We start from the raw sequence: 22,317 nt of genomic DNA, 5'->3' as shown, positions 1-22,317 counted from the left end.
TTCTAGCTCAAGTTTCTGAATCTTTAGTTAAAATAATTGCATCACTTACTAATTGATGAACACTTACAATCATGTATGGATCAAAATCATAATTAGGTAGTACCTTAGAAAACTGTGATTTACATATAGCGCAGATTGCAGCCAATGTGTTTACGCCATTGTCTTGTTCACTTTGCTTTAGGGCATGCATTCTTGGTTTTGCTCCCTTTATTCTTAAATCAATAAGATCATCGGTAAGAAGTCCGCCGCCGCCGCCACAACAAAAGGTAGCAGACTTTATTGTGGATTTATGCATATCTGAAAAGTTATTACATGCGGCCTTAATGACCTCTCTTGGAAGAATAAACTGGCCATTTTCAATATCGCCCATATTACTTCCACGCGCAACATTACATGAGTCATGAAAAGTTACAACTCGATGATCATTTTTGGACTTGTCAAATGACAATTTATCTCTTTGGATTAAATCATACGTAAATTCAATCATATGTTGTGGCTGAGGATAATTACTATCTAATTGGTTTTGAAGTTTTAATGAATATTCATCACTCCCTCCACTACCCAAGCCAGTAAGGGTATTCCAAAAACTGTAAGCTACTCGCCATGCATGTCCACACTCACCAACCACAACACGTTTAACATTCAAGTCAAGTGCTGCCTTACGAATTCTCAATGCTCCCTGCCTCATAACATCATAGTTACCAATAAACATCCCAAAATTTGCAGCCTCAGAGGCATAAGAACTTAATGTCCAGCTTACACCACTTTGATGAAAAACTTTAGCATAACCAATAAGCCCATCAATATGGGGTTCAGCAAAGAAGTCTGCTGAAGGAGTGACCATTAAAACTACAGAATTTTTAATATCAAGAGGCAACTTAACACTGACACCAGTCTCCTCTTCAATCTCCTCCTCTAAGTCAGCTAAAGTATCTCTAAGAGCTGGCTCTGGCATCCCTAAATTATTGCCAATTTTATTAATTTTTCCTAAAATTTGATTCGGGTATTTTTGTCCCACACCAATTGCATTCATTACCTCACGAGCTGCCATTGAAATTTCAGCAGTATCAATTCCAATCGGGCAGAATACCGCACATCTTCGACATTGTGAGCACTGGTGAAAATAGTTATACCAATCATCTAGCATATTCTCATCAAAGTCTTTAGCACCTACTAGTTTTGGAAAATACTTCCCAGCAAAAGTAAAGTGCCTCCTATAAACACTTCTAAATAAATCTTGCCTAGCAACTGGCATATTTTTAGGATCAGCCGTTCCTAAATAATAGTGGCACTTATCAGTACAAACACCACACTTCATGCAGGAATCCAAAAATACTTGTACAGACCGATATTTGGATTTAGTTTCCGCAATTTTATTGATTGCTACTTGCTGCCAGTTATCTATTTTTTCGCCTGGAAATCCTAGGTCTTTTTGAATATCTATACTCGCCTTAAAAGGCCCTTTACCAGCCATTGAGTCTTTTTTTAATGGCGGAATCGCAAGATAGGTAGGAAGTTTTTCAATACTATTTTTAGACATAATTAGCTCCCTTTATCCTTAGTGTGCTCGAGATCAATTTTGGTATTTTTTTCTTTTTGCATAGCCCAATGGGAGATATGCCTCTTTTTACGTGCATCATCTACTTGATTAAGCGTTGGGGCAAAAAATATACCTGGGCCATGTAATAATTTTGATATTGGGAAAATAGCTATAAGAAAGAAGACTGGAGCAATATGAGCTAAGAAAATCGCTTCTGATGGCAATTCAGACCACTTAAAAGTAATTAAACCTTCTGCAAAATTTTTCACAAGGAGCATGTTTGGATGATTATTTGCAAAGGTCATTATCATTCCACTTGCACCAATAAAAATTATTAATAGCAACATAAGATAATCTGATGGTGCTGAAATATATCTAATCCTATCCACAAAAATCCTTCTACCTAGTAATCCAAGTAAACCAAAAATAAGAGGATAAGCAGCGTATTTTAATGGTTCAGTTTTAAGCAATATTAATGGAATTTCACCAGGCCAAAAATAAACCAAATGACGAAAAAAAAGAAGGACTAGAGCAAGATGAAAACTCCAACCAAAAAGCCAAGTCCACTTACTTGATTTAAAAAGAGTTGCAAATAAAAAAACTTCTTTAATAAGTCTTAAAAATACTCCAGATTTTGTTAATGGAGCAGGCGCAATAGGTATTTTAAGCGGTGCAGGGGTATTCCAATATTGAACAATCTTATAAGAAAGTCCTGTAATAAAGATTAATACAGAAAAGTAGAAAAAGAGTGTAAAAAAAATGCTGATTGATGACATATGACTTATTTTTTATCTCAAAATGAAAGTCAAGATTAATTTTTCATGCTAAACACAGCCTGTTGGTTTAGGGAGGCCAGCGAATCGACATCCCTGCTTCGCAGGACCATATGGAAAAAGCGAGTAGAGGTAACGAGAATTTCCTTTATCATTACCCAGTTTCTTAGCTATTGCCTTTGTAAGAACTCTTACTGCAGGGGCAAACTCATATTCTTTATAATACGCCTGAAGAAAATTAATAACTTCCCAATGCTCAGTGGAGAGATTTATACCATCCTCATCAGACATCGCATTTGCAATCTCAACACTCCAATCTGAAACATTTAATAAGTAGCCCTCTTCATCTACTTCCGCGCCTAGTATTTCAGCCATAGTATTTCTCAATCCTTTAAGAGTTTAATAGAAAATTATTTACACTATTTGCAACGCCACGGCCTTCATTGATTGCCCAAACCACTAGTGACTGACCTCTTCGGCAGTCTCCAGCAGAGAAGATTCCTTTTTGGGAAGTAGTATACTCACCATGCTCAGCTTTATAATTTCCACGTTCATCAATATCAATATTTGCATCATCACTTAGATAGTGCTCGGGAGAAAGAAAGCCCATTGACAGAAGAACCAGCTCAGCATCCCAGGTTTTTTCAGTTCCATCTATTTCATTTAATTTACCATCTACAAGTTCAACATTAACTGTTTTAATTCCACTCACATGTCCATCCTTATCTTTAATGAAAGACTTTGTGAGTAGTTGATATTGCCTTGGATCTTTACCAAAAACTTTGTTAGACTCTTCATGACCATAATCAACACGAAAAATTACTGGCCACTCTGGCCAAGGATTAGTTTCAGAGCGAACCTCTGGGGGCTGACTCATTAATTCAAAATTGGTTATAGACTTAGCACCCTGGCGAAGAGAGGTGCCTATGCAGTCAGTTCCTGTATCGCCGCCACCAATTACAATTACATTTTTGCCTTTAGCAGAGAGCTCACTGTTGTCTGCATAGCCATTATCCAAAAGACTTTTAGTATTGGAAGTCAAGTACTCCATAGCAGGATAAATCCCAATAGCATTTCGATTTTCAGCTGGCAAGTCTCTTGCCTTTGTTGCGCCAGTTGTAAAAACAACAGCATCAAATGATTTTTTCAAATCTTTCGTTGAAATATCTTTACCAATATCAGTATTAGTAATAAACTCAACGCCCTCTTGTCTTAATAAATCTACGCGGCGATCAACAACATCTTTGCCTAGCTTCATATTAGGAATGCCATACATTAGAAGGCCGCCAATTCGGTCACTTCGCTCATAAACAGTTACAGAGTAACCTATTTGATTAAGCTCATCTGCAGCTGCTAAGCCTGCTGGCCCAGAACCTACTAGAGCCACTTTTTTTTCAATTCGAGAATTAACTGGTCTAGGCTTTATCCACCCCTCTTCAAATCCTTTGTCAACTATAGCTAACTCAATATTTTTGATTGTAACCGCTGGATTATTTAATCCAAGAACACATGAACCCTCACAGGGAGCAGGACAAACTCTTCCTGTAAACTCTGGAAAGTTATTTGTCTTTTCTAATCGCTGTAATGCCTCTTCCCATTCATTATTGTAAACAAGGTCATTCCATTCAGGAATCAAATTATCTATTGGGCATCCACTTGAAGACTGGCAGAATGGAACTCCGCAATCCATACAACGAGCCCCTTGCTCTTTAAGCTGATCTAAATTATGGGTATCAGCAAATATCTCACCAAAATCCTTTATACGAATTTCTACCTCACGATAGGATTCAACTTGCCTATCTAGCTCTAAAAATCCCGTTACTTTGCCCATTATTTGTTTTTTAAAAATATTATTTTCATTATCTCATATTATGGTTAAAGCATTTAAAAAATAATATGATTAATATCTATTTAATACCCCTTAGCTTCTTGTGTAGGATAGAAAAAATATGTATAATTACGGCTTTTTCAGAAACCCTTAAAAGGTAGAAACGTGAATTTAATTGATCAAATCGAAAGTGAGCAACTAAGATCAGACATTCCTGAATTTTCTTCAGGAGATACTGTAGTAGTTCAGGTAAAGGTCCGAGAAGGAACTCGTGAGAGATTACAGGCCTTTGAAGGTGTTGTTATTGCAATAAAAAACCGTGGTATAAGCTCTGCGTTTACTGTACGGAAAATATCTCATGGTGAAGGAGTTGAAAGAGTCTTTCAAACTCATTCCACTATGATTGATAGCGTAACAGTTAAACGAAGTGGTAAAGTTCGCCAAGCAAAATTGTATTATCTTAGAGGACTTACAGGTAAAGCTGCCCGTATTAAAGAAAAACTTAAAAAGAAATAATCATTTTATTTAAGTTCTAAATGCCAGTTTTACTGGCATTTTTTTTGCCCCATTTACAAAATACTCACGTAGAATAATCCTCAATGAATAGTGATCTGATAGACCAATTTATTGATTTCTACTGGCTAACAACTGGCGCCAGTAAAAATACCTTAAGTGCGTATCGCTCTGATCTTAAAATTTTTAGTAAGTGGCTTAATAATAATTCGCTTATAGATGTTGACAAGAAACAGATACAAGATTATTTTTCATATAGAAAAGATTCAAATATAAGTGCCTCAACCCAGTCTAGAATGCTAACTTGTCTTCATTCTTTCTATCAATTTTTATCTGATAAAAAGAACTTAGCAGTTGACCCAACTGAACAATTAGATTATCCAAAATTAGAAAAAAAATTACCTATATTTTTAAATGTTCAAGAAGTTGAACGCTTGCTAGAGGCGCCAAATAGTAAATCATTATTTGGTCAGAGGGATCGAGCAATGCTTGAATTGCTATACTCTTGCGGGCTCCGCGTCTCTGAGCTAATTAATTTAAGTTATCATAACATTAATCTAAAAGATGAATTTATACGCATTCATGGGAAAGGAAATAAAGAAAGATTACTGCCAATGGGCGAAATTGCAATTGATTATTTAACAAAATATGAGCTCAATTCAAGGCCAGCACTATTAAAAAATGGTCAGAGCGATAGCTACTTTTTATCAAATAGAGGCAAGGCAATGTCTCGACAAAATTTCTTCTATATTATTAAAGATTATGCATCAAAAGCAGGAATAGATAAGCCACTCTCACCTCACTCTCTAAGGCATGCCTTTGCCACTCACCTTGTTCAAAAAGGTGCTGACCTTCGCTCTGTTCAATTGATGCTTGGACATAGCGATATTTCAAGCACTCAACTCTATACACATATTCAAAATGCACAGCTTAAGGCGCAGCATCAAAAGCATCACCCAAGAGGATAAAACACCAGACTAAAGTTTACGAGCAATCAAGATTGTCTAACTTGTATAGCAGGGGCTTTGTTAAAGCTGAAAGTGAGACTATTGGCCGCCCTTCTTTATCAAAATTGCTACTGGATAGGAACTTCTTAAAGCAATCTTCAACTTTTTCCCAATCCTTATCTATAAGTGCAAACCAAGCCGTATCACGATTTTGACCCTTTACGATAGCCATTTGCCTAAAAACGCCTTCATATGAAAAACCGAGTCTTTGAGCTGAGTTACGTGATCTTAGATTAAGAGCATTACACTTCCACTCATATCTTCTATAGCCATTATCAAATGCCCACTTCATCATTAAAAACATTGCTTCAGTTGCTTCAGTCGTTCTTTGAAGAAGTGGGGAATAGTTTATATGACCCACTTCAATTAAACCATCAGCTGGATTAATTCTTAAATAACTTGCAATACCAATCGCTTTATTGAGTTTTTTACTTATAATTGCAAAAAAGACAGGATCGTCTTTTTTTTCAAATGATTCTATCCATTTATGATATTCAGGCTCAGCTTTGAAGGGTCCATAGGGAAGATAAGCCCAGTTAATATTCTCCTTATCTAATGCATTAGACAAAAAAAGCTCTTTAGAAAACTTGTCTGCAACCAAAGGCTTTAAACTAACCAATTTTCCTTCAATTGAGATGCCTCTTGGATGTGGAGGCTCTGAAAAATTATTTACAATTTCACCAAATTTCATAAATAAGTCCTTGAAACTATTTTGACTGCATTTGATAAGTTACAAAATCGATTGTTCCTGAAATCTTATCATAAACTGCTCGCGCTCTATGATTATCACTTGCAGTAATCCACCTAACATACGGCCAATCTTTCTTTTCAGCAAGTGATTTAAGTTCTTTAAATAAAGACTGAACTACGCCAGACCCCCTGTGATCTGGATGAACATATAAGTCATCTAAAAAACCAATTAATGAGCCTCTTAATGGAGATGGCATTTCTCTAAAATGCATAAAACCAACTAAATTTCCCTGGGAAGATCTAGCGCCAATAGCATAAAACTTATTTTCTTCATCAAATATCCATGACCAGACTGTATCAAGAATATCATCATTCATTGGCATTTTATAAAAGTCAGCATAACCTTGATAAAGTTCGCACCATTGCTTTTTATCATTTATTTTTAGACTCTCTACTCTCATTATGCCATTAATTGTTTAAAGGCAACCTCAAGCCTGACCACAGCAGCATCAACATCTTTAAGTTTATCTAGTCCAAACAAACCAAGTCTGAATGTTTGATAATCATCTCCTTCATCACACTTTAGAGGAACGCCAGCTGCAATTTGCATGCCCATATCTTTAAATTTTGCACCATTGTGTATTTCTTTATCAGAGGTATAACTCACAACAACTCCTGGAGCAAGAAAGCCATCAGCTGCAACGCTAATAAAATTATATTTACTTACTAGCCCTCTTACTCTATCTCCAAGCTCTTGTTGTTTTTGACGCGCATTATCAAAACCAAATTCAGCAGTTTCATTAATGGTATCTCGAAAGTGCTTAATTGCATCTGTAGGCATTGTCGCATGATATGCATGCCCACCATTTTCATAGGCCTGCATAATCTGAAGCCACTTAAGAAGGTCACATGAGTAGCTTGTACTTTGTGTCTCATGTATCTTTTTAGAGGCATTTGATGAAAGCATTACCATTCCAAATGATGGCGATGCACTCCAACCTTTTTGAGGGGCACTCACTAAAATATCAACTCCAAGTTTCTCCATATCGATCCATATAGCGCCTGAAGCAATGCAGTCTAGAACAAACATTCCACCAACTGAGTGAACCGCTTCTGCAACAGTTTGAATATAGTCATCAGGAAGAATAATTCCGGCTGATGTTTCTACATGAGGCGCAAAAACCATAGCTGGTTTTTGACTTTTAATTTGATTTACAACTTCATTAACATCTACAGGAGCAAATGGAGCTTGAGATCCATCACTGATTTTGCTAGCTTTTAAGACTACTTGCTCAGAAGGAATATCGCCCATTTCAAGAATCTGTGACCAGCGATAGCTAAACCATCCGTTTCTCAAAACTAAACAACTTTTATCAGTTGCAAATTGTCGAGCTACAGCTTCCATTGCATAGGTGCCTCCGCCAGGAACTAAAACAACTGCTTCAGCGCTGTAGACCTTCTTTAGTGATGCAGAAACCTCATTCATTACGCTTTGGAATGAATTAGACATGTGATTAAGCGATCTATCCGTATAGACTACTGAGTATTCTAAGAGTCCATCAGGATCAATATTTGGTAATAAACCTGGCATTTTATAACTCCATTAATTGTAATTAAATAAAAGAATACAACAATTCTACACAGAATTGAAAAAAAAATATGAGGAAAAAACTGAAATAACTAGAGAGCTAAAAGATGAATTAAACTATATATAAAGAACTTCAAGAATTTCATAAAGAATGTCACCTTTAGGAGCCTTAACAGTGACCTCATCGCCTTCTTCATTTCCCAATAGAGCATTAGCTATTGGTGAATGACAAGAAATTTTACCAAGCTCAATATCAGCCTCATCTTCTCCAACAATTTGATAAGTAGTTTCAGTATCATCAGAAAGATTCAAAAGCTTAACTGTGGTTCCAAATACACATCGGCCATCCTGGTTAAGCTGCCTAACATCAATGACTTGTAATCGAGATAACTTAGACCCAATATCTTGAATTCTTCCCTCAATGAAGCCTTGCTCTTCTTTAGCAGCGTGATATTCAGCATTCTCTTTTAAATCACCATGCTCTCTGGCCGTAGCAATGTCACTTACTATTCTTGGACGCTCTTCATCTTTAAGTCTTAATAACTCAACTTCAAGAGCTTTTGCCCCACTAACGGTTATAGGTATTGTATCCATAAAAATTATTTGTGTATAGATTGTAAAGATCTAACAACTAGCTTATCAGGACTCATTAGTCCATCAAGCATAGCAAATGCAGCTGCAACAGTTGTTGTGCATGGAACCTTATGAATTAATGCTTGGCACCGAATCGCTGTAGCATCTTCTTGGCCCTGAGTATCTTCAGTTGAATTAATAATTAAACTGATTTCATCATTTTTAATCGCATCAACAATGTGCGGCGAACCCTCTGAAACTTTATTAACCATTGTACATTCAAGGCCAGCTTGTTTGAGAATTTCTTGGTTCGTGCGTGTTGCAACAATTTCAAAGCCATGACTAGTGAGTCTTTGGCCTAACTCCACAAGCCTGTCCCTATCTAAAGTTCGAAGACTTACTAACACTTTGCCACTATTAGGAATTATATCGCCCGCAGCAAGGAGAGCCTTATCAAATGCTGAAGGAAAATCAGGACCAACTCCCATGACTTCACCAGTTGATCTCATTTCTGGACCTAAAAATGGATCAACTCCTAGAAATTTATTGAATGGAAAAACTGATTCTTTAACTGAGTAATGCTTAGGAATGATCTCTAATGTAAAGTTTTGCTCTTCCAAGGATATTCCAGCCATTACGCGCGCCGCAATATTTGCAATTGGAGCGCCAGTTGCTTTAGAGACGAATGGAACAGTTCTAGAAGCTCTTGGGTTTACTTCAATTACGTAAATCTCACCATCTTGATATGCAAGCTGAGTATTCATTAAACCAACTACATTAAGCTCCTTAGCCATTAGCTTAACTTGCCTTCTCATCTCATCAAGAACGTCTCCAGGAAGTGAATGCGGCGGTAATGAGCATGCAGAGTCTCCAGAATGAATTCCCGCCTGCTCAATATGCTCCATAATTCCGCCAATAACAATATCTTTGCCGTCACTTATTACGTCAATATCGACCTCAATTGCATGATCTAAAAATGAATCTAACAATACTGGAGAGTCGTTAGAAACCTGAACCGCAGTTTTCATATAACGCTCTAAATTTTCCTTGTTATACACAATCTCCATTGCGCGGCCACCTAGAACGTATGAAGGCCTTACAACCAGAGGAAATCCAATAGAATCTGCAATCTTAACCGCCTCTTCTTGTGATCGAGCAGTGCCATTTACAGGCTGCTTAAGATTAAGATTTTGAATCATTTTTTGAAAGCGTTCTCTATCTTCAGCCAGATCAATCGAGTCTGGGCTCGTTCCTATAATTTTTGCCCCACTTTTTTCCAGAGCTGCAGCAAGCTTGAGCGGCGTTTGTCCACCATAATGAACAATAATACCTTCAGGCTTTTCAACGTCAATTACTGCCAAAACGTCTTCAAGTGTTAGTGGCTCGAAATATAACCGATCCGAAACATCATAATCCGTAGATACAGTTTCAGGATTACAGTTAACCATAATAGTTTCAAATCCATCTTTTTGAAGGGCTAGGGAGGCATGAACGCAGCAATAATCGAACTCTATGCCTTGTCCAATTCTATTTGGACCACCACCTAAAATGATAATCTTTTTATTATTTGTTGGCTTTGCCTCACACTCAGACTGATAGGTGGAATATAGATAAGCCGTTTGTGTATCAAACTCTGCAGCACAACTATCCACTCTCTTAAAAACTGGCTTGATATCTAAAGATAATCTTTTATCTCTAAAAACTTCTTCAGTGCAATTTAGAAGCTCCGATAATCGTTTATCCGAAAAACCTTTTTGCTTTAATTTATATATTGTTTCAGAGCTAAGTTTGCCTAAATCAGAGCCTTCGATTTTTTTTTCTGATAGGACAAGATCTTCTACTTGGGATAAAAACCAAGGGTCAATTTTAGAAAGATCAAATGCATCTTTTAAGCTCATACCCATCCTGAATGCATCAGCTAAATAAAATATTCTATCTGCTCCAGCAGATAAAAGCTCGCTCCTAATTTTTCCCTTAGCATCTTCAGCATTAATATCTACAATTGGGTCTAAACCTGATTTGTCTGTCTCAAGACCTCTTATGGCTTTTTGAAAAGACTCCTGAAAAGTTGAGCCCATTGCCATCACCTCGCCTACAGACTTCATTTGAGTTGTAAGTCGGTCATCGGCTTGAGGAAATTTTTCAAAAGCAAATCTTGGGATTTTTGTAACAACATAATCAATAGATGGCTCAAATGATGCAGGTGTTTTACCGCCTGTAATATCATTATCCAGTTCATCAAGCGTGTACCCAATTGCTAGTTTAGCAGCTACTTTTGCAATAGGAAATCCAGTTGCCTTTGATGCAAGCGCTGATGACCTTGAAACTCTTGGGTTCATCTCAATAATTGTTAACCTTCCATTCTCAGGATTTACAGCAAACTGAACATTAGAGCCTCCTGTGTCAACTCCAATTTCCCTAAGAACCATAAGTGAAGCGTTTCTCATTACTTGGTATTCTTTATCAGTCAAAGTTTGAGCTGGAGCAACTGTGATTGAGTCACCTGTATGGATTCCCATTGGGTCAAAATTTTCAATAGCGCAAATGATAATACAGTTATCCTTACTATCTCTAACAACCTCCATTTCAAACTCTTTCCAACCTAAGATTGATTCTTCAATTAAGAGTTCATTAGTGGGTGATAAATCAAGTCCTCGCTGACATATTTCTATAAATTGCTCTTTATTATAAGCAATTCCGCCACCAGAGCCGCCCATTGTAAATGACGGCCTAATAATGGTTGGATAGCCAACTTGCTCTTGAACTTTAAGCGCCTCATCAATAGTATGCGCAATGGCTGCCTTTGGCATATCAAGGCCAATTTTTAACATGGCTTGGCGAAATAATTCTCTATCTTCTGCCTTATCAATGGCCTCTTTATTTGCACCAATCATCTCAACATTATGCTTTTCTAATACGCCATGACGATCCAGATCTAGGGCGCAATTAAGTGCTGTCTGGCCACCCATAGTTGGTAGCAAGGCATCAGGCTTTTCTTTTTCAATAATTTTTTCAACTGTCCTCCACTCGATTGGCTCAATATAAGTCGCGTCAGCCATTTTAGGATCAGTCATAATGGTTGCAGGATTTGAATTTACCAAAATTACTCGATATCCCTCTTCTCGAAGAGCCTTACATGCTTGTGCGCCAGAGTAGTCAAACTCACAGGCTTGACCAATAACAATTGGCCCTGCTCCAATAATTAAAATACTTTTAATGTCGTGTCTTTTTGGCATGTTTATTCAAATGTAAGATTTAATTTCATTTTGCCATGAGTCCTATAAATTCATCGAACAGGTAACTTACGTCATGGGGCCCAGGTGATGCTTCGGGATGACCTTGAAAGCTATAGGCAGGTTTATTCTTTACCCTTATGCCTTGAATGCTTTTATCAAACAATGATCTATGACTTACTTCAATATTATCTGGAATGCCCTTTTCTGAAACCGCAAAGCCATGGTTTTGGGAGGTGATCATCACTTTTTTTGATTTAAGGTCTTGGACTGGGTGGTTTGCGCCATGATGACCGAATTTCATTTTCTCTGTTTTAGCGCCAGACGCAATTGATAAGAGTTGGTGACCAAGGCATATTCCAAAAATTGGAATATTTTTTTCTAATAATTGTTTAATACTTGTAATCGCATAATCGCATGGCTCAGGATCTCCAGGACCATTTGAAAGAAAAACACCATCAGGATTTATTGCTAGTAAGTCGTCAAGAGGAGCCTTTGCATTAAAGACTGTAAGCTCACAACCTCTATCAACCAACATTCTTAAAATATTTTTCTTGACTCCATAGTCATAGACTGCAACTTTAAACTTTGGAAGTGTCTTGTTAAAAGTAGAATTTTTTATGTTGAAAGATCCTTGATTAAAGGAGTAAGTTTTAGGAGTGGATACTACTTTGGCCAAATCCATATTTTTAAGCCCCGAAAAATCTTTTGCTTTTTGAATGGCCTTATTCGAATCTATTTTATTAGAGGCCATTATGCAGCCTTTAAGGGCGCCATGTGTTCTTAGGTGGCGAGTCAATGCCCTTGTATCAATGTTTGAAATTGCAACTATATTATTACTCGATAGGTAGTTATCAAGACTCATCTCAGAGCGCCAGTTGCTATAAGCAAGTGGTAAGTTTCTAATAATTAATCCAGAGGCATAAACGCTTGATGATTCTTCATCAACTATATTTATTCCAGTATTGCCGATATGAGGATAAGTGAGTGCAACGATTTGCTGATTGTAAGATGGGTCAGTTAGTATTTCTTGATACCCCGTCATTGCAGTATTAAAGACCACCTCGCCAACTGTTTCGCCAATAGATCCAATAGATTCTCCCCAGAAAACAGTACCATCTTCTAGAGCTAATATGGCAGTTTGAGGCAAAACTTTACTCCTAATAGGGGTCAAAAAACTTCGCAAATTTTACCATGTGTTTAAGCTTAACTTATCCTGAATTTTGTAATCCAATGTTATAATTAGCTTGCCTATAACAACTTAATGCATTTGTGGAAATTTTAGTAAACGGTGAAAAAATATCACTCCCTGAAGATTCAAATATTGAAGATCTAATTGTTCATCTAGGTTATCAAAATCAGCGAATTGCAATCGAAATCAATGAATCAATTATTCCAAAATCTAATCATTCTTCTTTTCTACTTAAAGACCTAGACAAGGTTGAAGTGATTAATGCAGTTGGTGGTGGCTAGGCAGACGTGATAAATTTAACGATGGTTTTTATTTTCTTTTTCCATAAATTCTAAACCATTCACCCTTATTGGCAACTTCAATATTAGAAAAATTGATTGAATAGCATTTAACCACCCTATCAACTTGTTCTTTTAAAATTCCAGATAGTAGAAGCATTCCATTAGTATGAACTAAATCTGAAAATAATGACTCCAACTCAACCAATGGATTGGCCAAAATATTAGCTATTAATAAATCACATTTCCTATCACTCCCCTGGTTTATTGAATGAATTGTTGTAATTGTATTTTCACACTTATTTTTAGCTACATTTTCTTTGCTTGAAAGTACTGCTTGAGGGTCGTTATCAATAGCGATAACACTTTTAGCACCGAACTTTGCAGCTGCTATTGCCAATATTCCAGTACCGCAACCAAAATCAATAACATGAAGATTTTTTGGTGGATTTGAATCTAAGTATTCGAGGCATAGACTGGTTGTTTGATGTGTTCCAGTTCCAAAAGCCAGCCCTGGATCCATATGAATTACAATGGAGTCATTTGAAAGGATAGATTCAGTATCCCATGAAGGGCAAACCCAAAGTCTTTTACCAAAGCGCATTGAAGGAAAATCTTTTTGGCACTCCTCTTCCCAAACTCTATCTTTAAGCGTTACAGTATCTATAACAACAATATTACAGATGTCTGAAATTGAAGTTTCAATAGATTTTTGATTTACCTCTGAAGAAAATAAAGCATTTACTTTAACGTTATCCCACAAAGGCGTTTGCCCAACTGGAGGCTCATAAATTGCATCATCAAGAGCATCAGAGTAGGTTATTGATACACTTCCCAAACCCATCAAAACCTCTGAAACAAGATCTGTTTCAGATTTTTTAACTTCAAAAGATATTTGTTTCCAAATCATAAAAAAATTATATCTAGCATTATGTTTGGCTTAATTAATCCGCTTAGAGTAAATCTTTAATTGAACTTAATGCCATTGGCAATTTTTCAGGCTCTGTGCCCCCGCCTTGAGCCATATCCGCTCGGCCCCCACCTTTACCGCCAACCTGAGTAGCAACATGGTTCAAAATATTACCCGCTTGGTATTTATCCATCAGGTTCTTTGTAACCGCTGCAACAAGAGACACTTTTTTGTCAGAAACAACTGCCAATACAACTATAGCTGAGCCAAGCTTATCTTTTAGTTTATCTGCCAAATCTCTTAAATCTTTTGCAGGAACGCCTTTCACTTCAGTCGCTAAAATCTTAACACCTCTAACTTCTGTAGCTTTGGATAAAAGTGAGTCACCTTGATCACTTGCTAATTGTTTCTGAAAAACTGCTATCTGCTTCTCAAGGTTTTTTTGATTACTAATTAACTGCTTTACTTTATCTAAAGCCATTGAATTACTTGATTTTGTAAGACTTGCAATCATACTAAGAGTATTTTCATTTTTTTTATCAAGCTGATAAGCGTCAATCCCTGTAACTGCCTCTATTCTTCTAACTCCTGCAGCAATGCCGCTCTCAGAAATAACTTTAAACCTACCAATAGCTCCTAGCCTTTGAACATGGGTACCCCCACAAAGCTCAACAGAAAAATTATCATCTCCCATTGAAAGAACTCTAACCATATCCCCATATTTTTCACCAAAGAGAGCCATTGCGCCTTTCTTCTTAGCGGTCTTGATATCAGTCTCTTCAGTTATCACTTGTGTGTTGCCTAAAATTTGCTGATTAACTATCACCTCAACTTTGTCTAAATTAGCTCTTGATACGACCTCATCATGTGAGAAATCAAATCGTAGTTTTTCAGATTCAACCAGAGAGCCTTTTTGGTTTACTTGATCACCAAGGACTTGCCTTAAAGCTTCATGTAAAAGGTGAGTTGCTGAGTGATTATTCATGATTTTTTTGCGTCTATCTTGATCAATTGATGCTTCAACCTTGTCCCCAACTTGGAGCGCGCCTTTTGCTTGGATACCATGATGTTCAAATGCATTTGAAGCCTGCTTTTGAGTATCAGTAACTTTAAACTGTGCACCATTTTTTGACAAAGTTCCATGGTCACCACTTTGACCTCCCGATTCGCCATAGAAGCTACTTTTATCGATAACTACAATGGCCTGTTCACCTTCCTTAAGAGAATCTACAGATTTATTGTCTTTAATAATAGCACTAATAATTGCGCTATTTTTGAATTGCTCATAACCTAAAAACTCAGTTGAATTTTCGATGGTTATAGTGGATTTTTTAGAGTCAAAATCACCCGCTTTACGGGCACGCTCTTTCTGGAGTGTCATTTCAGTCTCAAAGCCGTCCATATCGACAGTAAGGCCTCGCTCTCTTGCTACGTCTGCCGTTAAGTCAACTGGGAAGCCATACGTGTCGTAAAGTTTGAAGGCCATGATTCCACTTATTTCTTTTCCAGAAATTCCCTCGATTGCGGTCTCAAGAATTCCCATGCCCGTGTCTAAAGTCTGTATAAATCTGTCTTCTTCCTTTTTGAGAACTTTTTCAACATGAGATTGATTAGCACTCAATTCTGGATAGGCATTCTTATTTTGACTTGCTAAGAATGAAGCGAGTTTGTAAAAAAATATTTCTTCAATTCCTAATTTATGACCATGCCTTATCGCCCTTCGAATTATTCTTCGAAGTACGTAGCCTCTGCCTTCGTTAGAAGGAATGATGCCATCAACAATCATAAATGCAGTAGAGCGGATATGATCAGCTATTACTCTAACGGATGCATGGCTAGCTTGGATTTTTTGAGCCTTGGGTATAAGATTTACAATCACGCTTGTTAGCTCTTTAAAAATATCAATATCATAGTTATTATTTTCGTGTTGCAAAACAGCAGCTAGTCTTTCAAGACCCATTCCTGTATCAACTCCTGTTGACTTCAGGGGCACCAATTCTCCGTCTTGCTGGCGATTAAACTGCATAAAGACCAAATTCCAAATCTCAATAAATCTGTCACCATCTTCCTCAGTTGTGCCTGGGGGGCCGCCCTGTATATGCTCACCATGGTCATAAAAAATTTCACTGCATGGACCGCATGGACCTGTATCGCCCATCTGCCAAAAATTATCTTTAGCACCGCAGCGTGAAATTCTCTCTATAGGGAAGCCTATCTCGTTGACCCAGATATCAGCTGCCTCATCATCATCCTCAAAGACGCTAACCCAAAGCTTATCTTTTGGGAGTCCAAGTTCTACTGTTAAAAAGTCCCAGGCAAAGCGAATCGCCTCACTTTTGAAATAGTCACCAAAGCTAAAATTACCAAGCATTTCAAAAAATGTGTGGTGGCGAGCTGTATAGCCAACATTATCTAAATCATTGTGCTTTCCACCTGCCCTAACGCACCTTTGAGATGATACCGCGCGATTGAATGAGCTTTTTGTCGCACCAGTAAAAATGTCTTTAAAGGGCACCATCCCAGCATTAACAAATAACAAAGTGTTATCGTTATGCGGCACCAACGAAGCGCTCTGCTGAATTGAATGGCCATGACTCTCAAAGTAGCTTAAAAATTTCTGTCTTATTTCATCAGTTTTCATTTCAAAATTGATTTATTAAAAATAAATATTATTATACTCATGGGTCAATTAGAGGGCAAAAAACTCTTGAAGACAGTCACATAGATTTACCTGAACACCTAATTCAAGCTTGCCTAATTTCTTGATGAAGCAAAATTTTTCTACAGATCTAATCTGGTCAACCATGATATACCCTTTTGAGCCTTCAAATTGGCATTCAACTCTACTTGGAAGCTCTTCACTCGAAGTCGTCATTGGGGCAATAATAAGGCTTGGTAAGTCTTTTAATTCATCAGGAGTGACAATGGCGCATAAGCCGAGATTATCTACCACTCTGCCATGTTCAGGATTTTTCATGACTAGCCAAACATCAAAACGTTTCATTGGTTTTTTCACCACTCCCAAGTGGCAGTTAACTGATCTTGTTTAATGTTATTTTTCCACCCTACACGTGCTTTCTTATCAGGAGTAATAAGTAACCCACTGTCCAAAACAACAAAATCTAACTCTATGTTTTCAAGATTAGCTAACGCAATTATTGGCTTAGGAATCCTTATTCCCTGTGAGTTGCCTATTTTAATTATTTTTGGCATAATGTAATTATATTGTAATTACATTACAAAAACAAGTTAAATTAATTTAAAAAATCAGTAGTGCCGGCGCCTTCTCTTAAAATTACAATTCCATCACCTGTCAAGTCAATTACAGTAGAAGGCTCTGGCGGGCAATGGCCTGCATCAATTATAAGATCGGTCGAGCCATTAAGCGCAACCTTAACATCATTACAATTATAAAACTCATAGCCCTTAATTATTAATGAAACACTCATCATAGGCTCCGTTAAATTTTCGAGTATTGCCTGAACTATAGGGTTGTTTGCTACTCGGATGCCAATAGTTTTACTTTTTCCATTGAGTAAACGATTAGGAATATCTTTTGATCCTTCCAAAATAAACGTATAAGCGCCTGGTAATATTTTTTTTAATAGTCTATAACCTGCATTATTTAATTTTGCAAATTCGCCAACGTGAGACAAGTCTTTTAGCATCAAAGTAAAGTGGTGGTGCTTACTCAACTTTCGAATATTAACAATTTGATCCATAGCATTTTTATTTCCAAGGGTGCAGCCCAAGGCGTAACCTGAATCTGTTGGATAAGCTATAACGCCTCCCCCTTCTAAAACATCAATAACCTGCTTAATGAATCGTGACTGAGGATTTTCAGAGTGAATACTAATAACAGCTGACATTAGATGTGTCTCCAAATAGCCTTTTCAGGGTCCGGTAAATCTTTTACATGTCCTATCCGAACTCTTTGATTTGGCCATCCATGAAAGTCAGATCCACAAGATGCTAGCAAATTATAGTCTTTTGCCCATTGATTACTCAATTTAACCTCTTCTTCAGTACTTGTACCAGTAACAACTTCTAGACCATCGCCCAGTCCCCCTTTGAAATCAATTAACAACTTTTTAATCTTAGTATTTGTCATTCTATACCTTAAGGGATGAGCAATAAGGGCTTTGCCACCAGCAGCATGAATCCAATGAACAACCTCATTAATACTTTTCCACTCAACGCCAACTCCTCCAGGTTTTTTACCCGTTAAATAGCCCCTAAATACTGCCTTCATGTCTTTGCAATAACCCTCACTAATTAACATCTGTGCAAAATGCGTTCGAGTTAACATATCCGTTTTACTAAAGCATTGCGTTTTTTCTAGTGCATCTTTAATTCCAGAACGCCAAAGGCTAAGAGCTATTTTTTCTGCTCTTTCTTTTCGTAATTTTTGATTATGCTCTAAGCCAGTTTGTAAGATATCATTATTAATGTCTATTCCGAGCCCTAAAACATGAATGGCCATATTTTGCCAAAGTGCTGATATTTCAACACCATTAACAAGATTTAAGCTTAATGAATCCGCCTCTAATTGAGCTTCTGCAATTCCATCAGTAGTATCATGATCTGTTAATGAAAATAAATCACACTCAGCTTCTTTTGCAAGGTTGATTACCTCAGTAGGAGAGAGTAAACCATCTGAATAATACGAATGACTATGAAGATCAGCCTTCATAACATTTTTATTCTCTAGGTTTTTCAATTCACCACTCAATCATTAAATTAGTTAATGGTTATTATGCAAAATATCACTAATTTCACTTTGAGGTTGGAAGCCTGGTACTATTTGAATTAAAAGTTTACGTAATTTCTCTTGTTCACAGCTTTCAATCACATTAATCATTGCATCTAAAACTGGCTTTAACTCATCCCAATCTATCATTTCTTCTTGTGCGCTCATAATAAGTGGATTTTCTGTTGTACTAACTTTATCACCTATAAGGAGCTCTTCATAAAGCTTCTCACCAGGTCGTAAACCCGTATATATAATTTCAATATCTCCATTAGGATGAAACTCATCTTTTACCTTTAGCCCACTTAACCGAATCATCTTATGAGCTAAATCTTTAATACTTACTGGCTTTCCCATATTTAACACAAATACATCGCCACCTTTACCCATAGCACCCGCCTGAATTACCAACTCTACTGCTTCAGGTATAGTCATAAAATAACGAATAATATCTTTATCTGTTACAGTTATTGGTCCACCTTCTTTTATCTGTTGTTTAAAGAGCGGAATAACAGATCCACTAGAGCCAAGCACATTACCAAAACGAACTATACTAAACGTTGTTTCACCTTGCATACAAGACAAGGCTTGTAATACTAACTCTGCACTGCGCTTAGTTGCACCCATAGTATTTGTTGGGCGAACTGCTTTATCCGTTGATATCAGAACAAAGGTTTTTACACCACAATCAATTGCAACTTGCGCACAATTTAAAGTGCCAAATATATTATTTTCTACACCTTCACTAACATTAAACTCTACCATTGGAACATGCTTATAAGCAGCCGTATGATAAATAGTATCAACAGCAAAACAATTAAATACACTAGCAAGTCGATTTTTGCTAATAACACTTCCTAGAATTGGATAAATATTTATAGAATCTATACCAATACTAGACAGATTTTTCTCAATGTTGTAAAGAGCTAACTCATTTCTTTCATACAAAATCAACGCTTTAGGTTTTAGAAAAATTATTTGCTTACAAAGCTCTGAACCAATCGAGCCTCCAGCACCAGTAACCAATACAACTTTATTGGTAATATTTTTCCCCAATAAGTCTTTATTAGCTATTACTGACTCTCTTTCAAGTAAATCCTTAATATTCACTTCACGTAAGTCAGAAATATTTACTTCATTACTTGTCAGATTTGCCAAATCTGGCAAGATACGAACACGCACTGGAAAAGGCTCCAATTTTTCAATAATAGCAAGACGTCTCTTACGAGAAGCTGATGGCATTGCAATTAATACTTCATCTAGTTTAAAGCTGTAAATTAAAGCTTTAACCTCGCTCCCTGGATAAACCTTTATTCCATTGACATTACGACCTTGTAATTCAATTCTATCATCCACTATTCCGACTATATTGTAATCTTTAGATTGAGTCAGTGCTGATATCAACTGAATTCCAGCTTCCCCTGCTCCATAAACTAATATTTGCTTTCTATTATTATGATTTTTTATACTAAGTAAGCTCCGCGCAAAAAACCTAACCCCGCCAATCGCTAATATTGATAACATCCAATTAATTAGTATTACTGAGCGAGGAATTCCTTTAATTTCCATCATAATACAAAAAAGACCCCACAATAATGCATAAAACGATACTCCCCTAATAATAATCAATAAAGCTTTGATCTCAATATAACGAATAATTGCACGGTACATGCCAAAAAAGGCAAAGATAGGTAATGCAATAATTGGTAAGCCAAATACAACTAGGAATTGAGCATTGGTTGGAAAATACCAATAATCCAAACGAATTGAAAATGAGCCTAACAACATCAACACAAGCAAAACATAATCCACAACTAAAATAATCAGCTGTTTATTGATTCTTGATAAAGACAGCAAATAATTAATCAATGTGAAACTCCATCCCTTTGAATCACTTTTAAAAATGTCATCGATAAAATTTTTATATCAAAAAAAAATGATTGACGATTCATATATTCCACATCCAGTGCAACTTTTTCAGCGATTGATAAATCATCTCTACCATTAATCTGGGCCCAGCCTGTAATACCAGGCAATAATTTATCCACGCCCTTATTGCTTCGCAGAGTGATTAAGTCATCTTGATTATAAAGTGCAGGACGTGGTCCTACAAAACTCATACCACCTTTTAAAATTGAAAATAACTGTGGAAGTTCATCTAAACTTGTATTACGTAAAAAACCTCCAATTAACGATAAATACGAATCCGGATCTTTTAATAGATGAGTTGCAAGATCTGGTGTACCAAGCTTCATAGACCTAAATTTAGGCATTTGGTAAATTACATTATCTTTTCCAATTCTACTGGACCAAAATAAAACATCCCCTTTAGATGATACTTTCACCAAAATACTTATAATAATCATTGGGACCAAAAAAATTATTAACAACAACAAAGCTAGCAAAATATCAAAAAATCTTTTCATTCACTAATTGACCTTTTATAAAATTGTAAAATTTTTAATGTTATGCTCTCTTGTGCAAAATAAGATGTTGCACGACTTCTAGCTTTTAATCCCATTTCTTTGCGTAATTTATCATGATTAAGTAATTTCAACATTGCTATTTCTAGTAGTTTACTGGATTTTACTGGAACTAATAACCCTGTCTCACCTTCTTCAATAGCATCAATTAATCCATAAATATTTGAGCCAATAGATGGTACTCCACATGAACCCGCTTCGATTATTACACTGCCAAAACCCTCTCTATAACTTGGCATTACAAAAATATCAGAAGCAGCCATATACTTTTCTGGTGTTTTAGTAAAATCAACAAACCTTACCAATCTATTGCATGTCTCTAAAAATAAAGTTAATTCCTGCTTTAACCCCTCCTCATCTGGACCAACTACTAGAAGCACACAATTATCATGCTTTTCACTAACATTTTTAAATGCCTCAACAAGCTCAAACACTCCTTTTTCCTTTTTAAGTCTACCCAAAAATAAAAATATTACGCAATCATCTTTGATCTTTAATTGCTTACGAATTAGATTTCTATATATTTTTGAAGGCTGAAACTGATCCACATCTACTCCAGAAATGGAGCCTCTTCCAAAAACAACAGAACTGCCTTTGGACAGGACATGCTCTTTTATCAAAAAATCTTGCTGGGAAAAACTATCTACTAAGATGTCAGTATTAAGCGCAACAATAATTTTATCTAAAAATTTTAAAAAACAACGATTCACTCCTTTTTTAGTCAACCATACTTGACCTGTAAATGTATGAAAGCGACTTGGCACACGAACAATCCATGCAGCTATTGACGTCAATAACCCGGCTTTAGGAGACACCGAATGAACTAAAGAAAATTTATTTTTATAAAATATTGAGATTAATTTAAGCAAAGCTCTTAAATCTGAAAATAAGTTTATATTTCTTTCTACAGGAAGGTTGATAAGTTTAACTTTATTAGATATATTGCTCAACATAGAGTT

At 36.5% G+C, this 22,317-nt stretch carries 22 protein-coding genes; 3 read left to right on the top strand and 19 right to left on the bottom strand.

What is annotated here, in order from left to right:
• Nucleotides 1–7: 7 nt before the first annotated feature.
• Genes dsrK through AC5YGD_RS02200 form a run of 4 tightly spaced genes read right to left on the bottom strand, consistent with a single transcriptional unit; the run spans nucleotide 8 to nucleotide 4,144 of the window.
• Nucleotides 8–1,540 (bottom strand): sulfate reduction electron transfer complex DsrMKJOP subunit DsrK, encoded by a 1,533-nt coding sequence (dsrK, locus tag AC5YGD_RS02215; RefSeq protein ID WP_496141935.1) that lies wholly within the window; start codon nucleotides 1,538–1,540, stop codon nucleotides 8–10.
• Between the two features lie 2 nt (nucleotides 1,541–1,542).
• Nucleotides 1,543–2,316 (bottom strand): respiratory nitrate reductase subunit gamma, encoded by a 774-nt coding sequence (locus tag AC5YGD_RS02210; protein WP_496141934.1) that lies wholly within the window; start codon nucleotides 2,314–2,316, stop codon nucleotides 1,543–1,545.
• A 48-nt stretch (nucleotides 2,317–2,364) separates the two neighbouring features.
• Nucleotides 2,365–2,688, bottom strand: coding sequence for a TusE/DsrC/DsvC family sulfur relay protein (locus tag AC5YGD_RS02205; RefSeq protein ID WP_271556437.1), 324 nt, complete (start codon nucleotides 2,686–2,688; stop codon nucleotides 2,365–2,367).
• A 16-nt stretch (nucleotides 2,689–2,704) separates the two neighbouring features.
• On the bottom strand, nucleotides 2,705–4,144 hold the full coding sequence (locus AC5YGD_RS02200) for a glutamate synthase small subunit (protein ID WP_496141933.1): 1,440 nt from the start codon (nucleotides 4,142–4,144) through the stop codon (nucleotides 2,705–2,707).
• Between the two features lie 162 nt (nucleotides 4,145–4,306).
• On the opposite strand from AC5YGD_RS02200, the gene rplS reads away from it, so the two are divergent.
• A complete protein-coding gene (rplS, locus tag AC5YGD_RS02195) occupies nucleotides 4,307–4,657 on the top strand; it encodes a 50S ribosomal protein L19 (protein WP_271541566.1) in 351 nt (116 codons plus the stop codon).
• An 83-nt stretch (nucleotides 4,658–4,740) separates the two neighbouring features.
• The gene (gene xerD / locus AC5YGD_RS02190) at nucleotides 4,741–5,622 is read left to right on the top strand and encodes a site-specific tyrosine recombinase XerD (RefSeq protein WP_496141932.1); all 882 of its coding nucleotides are present in this window, start codon (nucleotides 4,741–4,743) and stop codon (nucleotides 5,620–5,622) included.
• A 16-nt stretch (nucleotides 5,623–5,638) separates the two neighbouring features.
• Here the strand turns inward: xerD and AC5YGD_RS02185 are convergent, their stop codons facing one another.
• The 6 genes from AC5YGD_RS02185 to carA all read right to left on the bottom strand — a co-directional run bounded on the left by AC5YGD_RS02185 (nucleotide 5,639) and on the right by carA (nucleotide 12,895).
• Nucleotides 5,639–6,352 carry a GNAT family N-acetyltransferase gene (locus AC5YGD_RS02185; RefSeq protein ID WP_496141931.1) on the bottom strand — a complete coding sequence of 238 codons (714 nt, stop codon included), beginning with the start codon at nucleotides 6,350–6,352 and terminating at the stop codon, nucleotides 5,639–5,641.
• A gap of 16 nt (nucleotides 6,353–6,368) precedes the next feature.
• A complete protein-coding gene (locus AC5YGD_RS02180; protein WP_496141930.1) occupies nucleotides 6,369–6,812 on the bottom strand; it encodes a GNAT family N-acetyltransferase in 444 nt (147 codons plus the stop codon).
• Entirely contained in the window at nucleotides 6,812–7,942 is a 1,131-nt protein-coding gene (locus tag AC5YGD_RS02175) for an aminotransferase class V-fold PLP-dependent enzyme (protein WP_496141928.1), read from the bottom strand. Before AC5YGD_RS02175 ends, AC5YGD_RS02180 begins: the two co-directional genes overlap by 1 nt.
• Nucleotides 7,943–8,056: 114 nt before the next feature.
• Complete coding sequence (gene greA / locus AC5YGD_RS02170; RefSeq protein WP_271541555.1) at nucleotides 8,057–8,533, bottom strand: transcription elongation factor GreA; 477 nt, start codon at nucleotides 8,531–8,533, stop codon at nucleotides 8,057–8,059.
• Nucleotides 8,534–8,538: 5 nt separating this feature from the next.
• On the bottom strand, nucleotides 8,539–11,748 hold the full coding sequence (gene carB, locus AC5YGD_RS02165) for a carbamoyl-phosphate synthase large subunit (RefSeq protein ID WP_496141927.1): 3,210 nt from the start codon (nucleotides 11,746–11,748) through the stop codon (nucleotides 8,539–8,541).
• A gap of 25 nt (nucleotides 11,749–11,773) precedes the next feature.
• On the bottom strand, nucleotides 11,774–12,895 hold the full coding sequence (carA, locus tag AC5YGD_RS02160; protein ID WP_496141926.1) for a glutamine-hydrolyzing carbamoyl-phosphate synthase small subunit: 1,122 nt from the start codon (nucleotides 12,893–12,895) through the stop codon (nucleotides 11,774–11,776).
• 122 nt (nucleotides 12,896–13,017) lie between these two features.
• Here carA and thiS point away from each other — a divergent pair, with 122 nt between their 5' ends.
• Nucleotides 13,018–13,218, top strand: a complete 201-nt coding sequence (thiS, locus tag AC5YGD_RS02155; RefSeq protein ID WP_271557052.1) for a sulfur carrier protein ThiS — start codon at nucleotides 13,018–13,020, stop codon at nucleotides 13,216–13,218.
• A 28-nt stretch (nucleotides 13,219–13,246) separates the two neighbouring features.
• Here thiS and prmA read toward each other — a convergent pair whose 3' ends face one another.
• Genes prmA through AC5YGD_RS02110 form a run of 9 tightly spaced genes read right to left on the bottom strand, consistent with a single transcriptional unit; the run spans nucleotide 13,247 to nucleotide 22,311 of the window.
• Nucleotides 13,247–14,125, bottom strand: a complete 879-nt coding sequence (gene prmA, locus AC5YGD_RS02150) for a 50S ribosomal protein L11 methyltransferase (RefSeq protein WP_496141924.1) — start codon at nucleotides 14,123–14,125, stop codon at nucleotides 13,247–13,249.
• 43 nt (nucleotides 14,126–14,168) lie between these two features.
• Complete coding sequence (gene alaS, locus AC5YGD_RS02145; RefSeq protein WP_496141923.1) at nucleotides 14,169–16,766, bottom strand: alanine--tRNA ligase; 2,598 nt, start codon at nucleotides 16,764–16,766, stop codon at nucleotides 14,169–14,171.
• 48 nt (nucleotides 16,767–16,814) lie between these two features.
• Complete coding sequence (locus AC5YGD_RS02140) at nucleotides 16,815–17,129, bottom strand: type II toxin-antitoxin system PemK/MazF family toxin (RefSeq protein ID WP_496141922.1); 315 nt, start codon at nucleotides 17,127–17,129, stop codon at nucleotides 16,815–16,817.
• 8 nt (nucleotides 17,130–17,137) lie between these two features.
• Nucleotides 17,138–17,338: an AbrB/MazE/SpoVT family DNA-binding domain-containing protein gene (locus AC5YGD_RS02135; protein WP_496141921.1), complete on the bottom strand. Its 201-nt coding sequence runs from the start codon at nucleotides 17,336–17,338 to the stop codon at nucleotides 17,138–17,140.
• 41 nt (nucleotides 17,339–17,379) lie between these two features.
• Complete coding sequence (locus tag AC5YGD_RS02130; RefSeq protein ID WP_496141920.1) at nucleotides 17,380–17,994, bottom strand: L-threonylcarbamoyladenylate synthase; 615 nt, start codon at nucleotides 17,992–17,994, stop codon at nucleotides 17,380–17,382.
• A complete protein-coding gene (locus AC5YGD_RS02125; RefSeq protein ID WP_496142339.1) occupies nucleotides 17,994–18,818 on the bottom strand; it encodes a PHP domain-containing protein in 825 nt (274 codons plus the stop codon). The genes AC5YGD_RS02130 and AC5YGD_RS02125 overlap by 1 nt, the downstream gene beginning before the upstream one ends.
• A gap of 51 nt (nucleotides 18,819–18,869) precedes the next feature.
• Nucleotides 18,870–20,744, bottom strand: coding sequence for a polysaccharide biosynthesis protein (locus tag AC5YGD_RS02120; protein ID WP_496141919.1), 1,875 nt, complete (start codon nucleotides 20,742–20,744; stop codon nucleotides 18,870–18,872).
• Nucleotides 20,741–21,301 (bottom strand): sugar transferase, encoded by a 561-nt coding sequence (locus AC5YGD_RS02115; protein ID WP_496141917.1) that lies wholly within the window; start codon nucleotides 21,299–21,301, stop codon nucleotides 20,741–20,743. Before AC5YGD_RS02115 ends, AC5YGD_RS02120 begins: the two co-directional genes overlap by 4 nt.
• Nucleotides 21,298–22,311, bottom strand: a complete 1,014-nt coding sequence (locus AC5YGD_RS02110; RefSeq protein ID WP_496141916.1) for a glycosyltransferase — start codon at nucleotides 22,309–22,311, stop codon at nucleotides 21,298–21,300. The genes AC5YGD_RS02115 and AC5YGD_RS02110 overlap by 4 nt, the downstream gene beginning before the upstream one ends.
• Nucleotides 22,312–22,317: the final 6 nt, after the last annotated feature.

The organism is Candidatus Pseudothioglobus sp. uisw_070, from assembly GCF_059512545.2.
This window is presented reverse-complemented; position numbering and strand designations above follow the sequence as displayed.

Excerpts from the sequence above, each read along its gene's own strand:
- dsrK (WP_496141935.1), bottom strand. The coding sequence starts at position 1,540 with ATGTCTAAAAATAGTATTGAAAAACTTCCTACCTATCTTGCGATTCCG.
- AC5YGD_RS02210 (WP_496141934.1), bottom strand. The coding sequence starts at position 2,316 with ATGTCATCAATCAGCATTTTTTTTACACTCTTTTTCTACTTTTCTGTA.
- AC5YGD_RS02205 (WP_271556437.1), bottom strand. The coding sequence starts at position 2,688 with ATGGCTGAAATACTAGGCGCGGAAGTAGATGAAGAGGGCTACTTATTA.
- AC5YGD_RS02200 (WP_496141933.1), bottom strand. The coding sequence starts at position 4,144 with ATGGGCAAAGTAACGGGATTTTTAGAGCTAGATAGGCAAGTTGAATCC.
- xerD (WP_496141932.1), top strand. The coding sequence starts at position 4,741 with ATGAATAGTGATCTGATAGACCAATTTATTGATTTCTACTGGCTAACA.
- AC5YGD_RS02185 (WP_496141931.1), bottom strand. The coding sequence starts at position 6,352 with ATGAAATTTGGTGAAATTGTAAATAATTTTTCAGAGCCTCCACATCCA.
- AC5YGD_RS02180 (WP_496141930.1), bottom strand. The coding sequence starts at position 6,812 with ATGAGAGTAGAGAGTCTAAAAATAAATGATAAAAAGCAATGGTGCGAA.
- AC5YGD_RS02175 (WP_496141928.1), bottom strand. The coding sequence starts at position 7,942 with ATGCCAGGTTTATTACCAAATATTGATCCTGATGGACTCTTAGAATAC.
- greA (WP_271541555.1), bottom strand. The coding sequence starts at position 8,533 with ATGGATACAATACCTATAACCGTTAGTGGGGCAAAAGCTCTTGAAGTT.
- carB (WP_496141927.1), bottom strand. The coding sequence starts at position 11,748 with ATGCCAAAAAGACACGACATTAAAAGTATTTTAATTATTGGAGCAGGG.
- prmA (WP_496141924.1), bottom strand. The coding sequence starts at position 14,125 with ATGATTTGGAAACAAATATCTTTTGAAGTTAAAAAATCTGAAACAGAT.
- alaS (WP_496141923.1), bottom strand. The coding sequence starts at position 16,766 with ATGAAAACTGATGAAATAAGACAGAAATTTTTAAGCTACTTTGAGAGT.
- AC5YGD_RS02140 (WP_496141922.1), bottom strand. The coding sequence starts at position 17,129 with ATGAAACGTTTTGATGTTTGGCTAGTCATGAAAAATCCTGAACATGGC.
- AC5YGD_RS02135 (WP_496141921.1), bottom strand. The coding sequence starts at position 17,338 with ATGCCAAAAATAATTAAAATAGGCAACTCACAGGGAATAAGGATTCCT.
- AC5YGD_RS02130 (WP_496141920.1), bottom strand. The coding sequence starts at position 17,994 with ATGTCAGCTGTTATTAGTATTCACTCTGAAAATCCTCAGTCACGATTC.
- AC5YGD_RS02125 (WP_496142339.1), bottom strand. The coding sequence starts at position 18,818 with ATGAAGGCTGATCTTCATAGTCATTCGTATTATTCAGATGGTTTACTC.
- AC5YGD_RS02115 (WP_496141917.1), bottom strand. The coding sequence starts at position 21,301 with ATGAAAAGATTTTTTGATATTTTGCTAGCTTTGTTGTTGTTAATAATT.
- AC5YGD_RS02110 (WP_496141916.1), bottom strand. The coding sequence starts at position 22,311 with ATGTTGAGCAATATATCTAATAAAGTTAAACTTATCAACCTTCCTGTA.